Origin of the sequence: Candidatus Synechococcus spongiarum SH4 (genome assembly GCF_000586015.1) — a bacterium.
Classification (GTDB): domain Bacteria; phylum Cyanobacteriota; class Cyanobacteriia; order PCC-6307; family Cyanobiaceae; genus Synechococcus_B; species Synechococcus_B spongiarum_F.
Genome location: NZ_JENA01000131.1, coordinates 1 through 4,728 on the forward strand (window position 1 = coordinate 1; position 4,728 = coordinate 4,728).

Annotated in this window: 4 protein-coding genes; 1 reads left to right on the top strand and 3 read right to left on the bottom strand. The window is 67.5% G+C overall.

Going from position 1 to position 4,728, the window contains the following annotated elements; all coding sequences use genetic code 11:
* A partial coding sequence (locus BG35_RS0106605; protein WP_152535206.1) for an amidohydrolase family protein occupies positions 1-901 on the bottom strand: 901 nt, incomplete at its 3' end.
* Positions 902-1,079: 178 nt separating this feature from the next.
* Between BG35_RS0106605 and lepB the strand changes: the two genes are divergently transcribed.
* A complete protein-coding gene (gene lepB, locus BG35_RS10740) occupies positions 1,080-1,913 on the top strand; it encodes a signal peptidase I (protein ID WP_236619816.1) in 834 nt (277 codons plus the stop codon).
* Here lepB and BG35_RS0106615 read toward each other — a convergent pair.
* Together BG35_RS0106615 and BG35_RS0106620 are read right to left on the bottom strand one after the other, a co-directional pair.
* On the bottom strand, positions 1,884-3,194 hold the full coding sequence (locus BG35_RS0106615) for an amidohydrolase family protein (RefSeq protein WP_025782213.1): 1,311 nt from the start codon (positions 3,192-3,194) through the stop codon (positions 1,884-1,886). The two genes, lepB and BG35_RS0106615, sit on opposite strands and share 30 nt — an antisense overlap.
* Positions 3,194-4,525, bottom strand: a complete 1,332-nt coding sequence (locus BG35_RS0106620) for a histidine phosphatase family protein (protein WP_025782214.1) — start codon at positions 4,523-4,525, stop codon at positions 3,194-3,196. Before BG35_RS0106620 ends, BG35_RS0106615 begins: the two co-directional genes overlap by 1 nt.
* Positions 4,526-4,728 lie beyond the last annotated feature (203 nt).

The window sequence follows — 4,728 nt, forward strand, 5'->3', positions numbered from 1 at the left end:
CGTCCCGCAGGGGGGGATTCATCTGCGCCAGGGCGCCGAGGCGCCCATAAGCTGAACGGTTCAGCAGCAGGTGCTGGGGCGTCACCTCCGTGGACACCAGCGCTGTTTTCTCCCTGCGCAACAACTCGGCCTCCACACCCGTGGACAGGTGCAACACGTGGAGCCGCCTCTGGAAACGCCGACTCAACCGGAGGGCATGGCGGGTGGCCAGCAGGGCCGCCTCCGGGTCCTGGATGATGGAATGAAGGTCGGCAGGGCGGGGGTCTGTGGCCAGAAATTGCTCACGCCGTTGCCGGATCCGCTGCTGGTCTTCCCCATGGACGGCAATGAGCTTATCGCCCCGGGCAAAGACCGCCTCCTGCACCGCCGGGTCGCTGCACTCCAGCACCCCATGGCCCGTCCCCATGAACATCTTGATGCCACAGGCCCGGGCCAGTGGACCTTGGTCGTCCTGCTCCAATACGGGCAGGTTGGCGCCATCGCCACAGGCCCCCAGGAAAAAGCCGTAATGCACACGGCTCACCGCCGCGGCCCGCTCCAGCTTGGCGTTCAGGCTGGGGCCGTCGATGGTGGGGGGGCGGGTATTGGGCATCTCCAGGAAACTGGTCACCCCGCCCCGGAGGCAGGCGCGGCTGGCGGTGATCAGATCCTCCTTGTGGATGAGGCCCGGATCACGGAAGTGAACCTGGGGATCCACCACGCCCGGCAGCACATGGCGCCCCCCGGCATCCAGACAGGGCGTCTCCGGATCCGCCGTGACGTCTGCTCCGACGGCCTGGATGCGGCCGTCACGGATGACCAGACCACCCCGCAGCAACCGGCCGTCCGGTTGCAGGATCAAGCCGTTGTAGACCACCAGATCCTGCCCCCGCCAGGCGTCGTTCTCAACCAGTGCAGCCATGGGAATCAAATCTCTACGGCCAATCTGCCTTGCCGGCGGCCTGCTCCCCAGGGTGAGGCAGTGATCGGGAACACAAACCCGCTTCCCAAGTCCGTTGCCTTGTGCATCATTACACTGTTTCCGTAATCCCAGACGGGCGGAAACAGTGAACGCGGAAAAGCCCACCCACCGACCGACCTTGACGGGGCAGAGCCCACAGCCAATCCAGGACCCGGACGCCACCCCACCCGACCATGAGAGACCCGGTCAGGGGCAGGAGGATGGGGACACCCGGGCCGCCGTGTTGCAGGACCTGCACAACACCAACGCCGCCGGTTCCTCCCGCTGGTCCCTTCTTGGCGCTCTTGGCGCCGGCCTGCTGCGTGTTCTCGCCAGCCCCTCCGTGGTGATTCTGGCCAGTTTCATTACCCTGCGCACGCTGGTGGTGGAGGCCCGCTATATTCCCTCCGGCTCCATGCTGCCCGCCTTGCAACTGCAAGATCGCCTCCTGGTGGACAAGCTCAGCTACCGCTTCCGCATGCCGGAGCGGGGGGAGATCGTGGTGTTCCACTCCCCCTACCGCTTCGCCCCCATCGGCCATGGGGTCTCTGATCCCTTCCGGGGTCAGTGTGTCCTGACGAACTTGCCGGGGTTGGCCCGGATCTTCCAGCATCCCAAATGCGACGCCTACATCAAGCGGGTGGTGGCGCTGCCGGGTGAGCGGGTGGAGGTGGACCCCCTTGGGAACGTGTCGATCAACGGGGAGCCTCTTCCCGAACCCTACGTGGATCGCACCTGTGACGACCTGGAACGCCTTTGCCAACCCCTGTCCACTCAGGTCCCCACCGACCATGTGCTGGTGCTGGGGGACAACCGACCCAACAGCCAGGACGGGCGCTTCTGGGGATTCCTGCCCACGGACCAGGTGATCGGACGGGCTTGGCTACGCTTCTGGCCACTGGAAACCTCCGGCCCCCTGCCGCCAGCCTATGGGACGGGGTCCCTATCGGGGTCTGGCCAGCCAACGCCCTGACACCAGGCCACTGGCCACCACCCGGCCTTGAACGGTGCGCCCCGGCCAGGGACGATTGCCCCCGCCCCGTTCCGAACCCTGACGAGGCATGACCCAGGGGTCGTTGGGGGAAAAGAGCAGCCAGCGGTTGGACCCAGGCGCGAGGGTGTCCGGAGGCTGCCCCAGAAATTGCCGAGGCCCCCAGCAGAGGAGCCGCCACAGCTTTTCCACAGGGAGGCTCAGATCCTCCACCAGCGCCTTCCAGAGAAGGGGCAGCACATGGGCATATCCCGCCAGACCGGCGGGGCGCTCCTCCACGGGCCACAACTGTTGGTGGTGGTCAATAGCGCGGTGATTGACCGTAATGCAGGTGATCAACCCCTGCTGCACCGCCGCCAGCAGCGCTTGACGGTCCCGACGGTTCCCCAGGGAGGGTTGAACCCGCCAACTGTCGGACAACCTGCCGAGGCCGGAGGTATCTTCCACCAGATGCCACCAGTGGACAGCGGCGGCCATGGGGTGGGGGTGGCGCTGGAGACAGGCCACGGCGGCGGCGGTGGAAACGTTGAGCAGGCGCAGCCCCGTGGCGCCGTCCACAAGCCCGGCGGCCTGGAGAAGCTGCTGCAGGGGCAACAGCTCGCTGGCCACAGGATCCGTGGGCAGGCCAAGGCGCAGGGCATCGGCCCCTTCCCGGGCCATGCCGCCGGCTTGCAGGCGGGGATCCCGGGGCGCAACCGCCAGAGGCGATCCCTCCCCACGGCGATGGGCATCCGCCTGCCATTGCAGACCACGGAACAGAAGTTGGGGATGGCCGTGGCAGGACTCCTCCGCCAGTCCCACAGCGCCGGCCGCCAGCAATGCGCCGTGATCACTGAAATCCTGCCCGGCGCCGCCAGCGCTGAAGCTGCCCCAACTCAGCAACTCCAGGCCCTGGTGACGGCCCGTGATCAACGCCTGGGGTTGGTCGCGCCATGGGCTGGCCTGGGGGGACAGGGCCACTGCGCCATAGCCGCCCCCCAATGCCTCCACCGCCAAACGGGACAGGTTGTCCACCAGGCCATGGGCCTCCTCCAGATGGCTGTAGGGATCCACCAGGCATGGCCCCAACCACAGATCCGCCGCCGCCACCGGGGTTGCCTCCCCGACGGCGAGGCCGCCAGGGGTGGACCAGTCACGAATCCGGGCACCGTCCAGCAGCACGTCCCGGCGCCGGGGTGGTTGATGGGGCGCAGCCACCACCCACACGTCCCGCAACAGCACCTGTTCCGCCGCCGGCAACGGTTCAATGCCCGTCGTCGCCATCAGAGGGCGCCGGCGGCGGTCTCGTCCAGCACCCCCCCCAGATGCCCCGTGAGGTTCAAGCTGTACACAATCGCGGGACCATGGCCCCCTTCAGGATAGTCAATCACCGAGACCCCCCCGTTCCCCTGTTTGACGGACCAGATACGGGCCGGGGAGAGGCCCAGAAAATGGCAGAGGACCGCCTTGTTCACCGCGTCATGGGCCACCACCAGGGCGGTGTCCCCCTCCTCCAGTTCCTGGGCGATGCACTCCATGGCGGCCACAGCCCGTTGGGATACCTGCTGGATGGTTTCCCCGCCCGGGCCAGGCATCGCCGCCTGATGGGGGGCCGTCTTCCACGTGGCCAGCAACCGGGGCCACCGGGCCTGGATCTCCTGCTCCAGCTTCCCCTCCCAGAGGCCATGGCCAATTTCCAGCAGGCCTTCACAGGTGGCGAGGGACACGCCGGGATGGTGTTCCAGCACCAGTTCCGCCGTTTCCCGGGGGCGGGCCATGGGGCTGCTGTAGGCCCGCCGGATGGGACTCCGGCGCAAGAAGGCGGCCGTCTGTTGGGCCTGCTGACGCCCGGTGGCGTTCAGCGGCACGTCAATCTGCCCTTGAAAGCGGCTCTGGCGGTTCCAGTCGGTTTCCCCATGGCGCAGCAACAGAATGCGCCCACCCCGCCGCGGACCGGGCGCCACAGGATCCAGGTGGACGGTGCTGTTGAAGGATTCCACCTGCACCGTGGCGGCTTCATCGCCGCCGGTCTGCACGTTGAGGACGCTGAGGCCGCAGTTGTTGAGACGGAGCCGGGCAAACCGTTCCGGCCCCAGGCCGAGGGCCGCCAACACCACACAGCGCAGGATGGCGTTGTGGGCCACCACCAGCACTGTCTGGTCCCGGTGGCGCCGACACAGCCGCTCCCAAAACCGCCTGGCCTGCCGGTGGAGTTCACGGATGGGCTGATGGTTGGAGCCGTCGGCCCGCTGAAGGGTCAATTGCTCCGGGTGGGTACGCCAGATGCGCTCCTCTTCGGGCCATCGCTCAAGCAATTGCTGAAGGGAGTATCCCGACCAAGGCTCCAGGTCCACCTCCAGCAGATCGTCGTCATAGACAACGGCCGGGGCAGCCCCGGAGCAGGCGCCGCACACCAGCGCCGCAGTATGGGCCGCACGGCGCAGGGGCGAAGACAACACGACATCCAAGCGAATGCCGTCCAACGCCTCCCCCGTACGGCGGGCCATGGCCTCCCCGTCGGCAGTGAGGGTGGAGTCGTCGTCACGGCCCTGGATCCTGCCCTGCACGTTGTAGGTGCTGAGGCCGTGACGCAGCAGAAGAACACGGGTCGCCAAGGGGACATCCCGACGCGGCGCCACCCTATCGAAGGATGGGCCATGGAGGGTGGTCCATCCCCGCGTGTGCGGGGAACAGTGGCCCCATCCGGGACCATCAGGCCCCGGCCTCAGGTCCATCCCCGCGTGTGCGGGGAACAGTAACAAGGGCAGGCTGAGCGACGCCCAAAAGAACGGTCCATCCCCGCGTGTGCGGGGAACAG